1 protein-coding gene is annotated in these 800 nt (G+C 67.4%); it reads left to right on the top strand.

Going from position 1 to position 800, the window contains the following annotated elements:
• A partial coding sequence (locus K7G61_RS35945; RefSeq protein ID WP_225851353.1) for an acyltransferase domain-containing protein occupies nt 1-800 on the top strand: 800 nt, incomplete at both ends.

The raw sequence follows: 800 nt of genomic DNA, 5'->3' as shown, positions 1-800 counted from the left end.
TTGCCGGTTGGGGTGTTGTTCGAGGATCGGGAGGGGGTGTTGGGGGAGACGTTGTTCACGCAGGGTGGGGTGTTTGCGTTGGAGGTGGCGTTGTTCCGGTTGGTGGAGTGGTTGGGTGTGCGGCCGGATTTTGTGGTGGGGCATTCGGTGGGTGAGGTGGCGGCGGCTCATGTGGCGGGGGTGTTGTCGTTGGAGGATGCGTGTGTGTTGGTGGGGGCTCGGGGTCGGTTGATGCAGGGGTTGCCTGGTGGTGGGGCGATGGTGTCGGTGCAGGGGTCGGTGGAGGAGGTGGTGGGGTCGTTGGTGGCGGGTGCTGAGGTGGCGGCGGTGAATGGGGTGGATGCGGTGGTGGTGTCGGGGGATGAGGCGGCGGTTGTGGCGGTGGGTGAGGTGTGGCGTGGTCGTGGGCGGCGGGTGGTGCGGTTGGCGGTCAGTCATGCGTTTCATTCGGCGCGGATGGATCCGGTGTTGGGGGAGTTGGGTGGGGTGGTGGCGGGGTTGTCGTTCGGTGAGCCGGTGATTCCGGTGGTGTCGACGGTGGTGGGTGGGTTGGTGGATATGGGGGATGCGGGGTATTGGGTGCGGCAGGTGCGGGAGCCGGTGCGGTTCGCGGATGCGGTGGAGTGGTTGGTGGGTCGGGGGGTTACGGGGTTTGTGGAGGTGGGTCCGCATCCGGTGCTGGTGGGTAATGGGTTGATGCGGCGTGGTGGGGATACGCCGGAGGTGTTGTTCGCGGGGTTGGGGCGGTTGTGGGTGGAGGGGGCCGCGCAATGGACGCCACGTGTGACCGCGGCGGCCTC

It is taken from the genome of Streptomyces sp. HPF1205 (assembly GCF_020400825.1).
In the GTDB taxonomy this organism is placed as follows: domain Bacteria; phylum Actinomycetota; class Actinomycetes; order Streptomycetales; family Streptomycetaceae; genus Actinacidiphila.
This window is presented reverse-complemented; position numbering and strand designations above follow the sequence as displayed.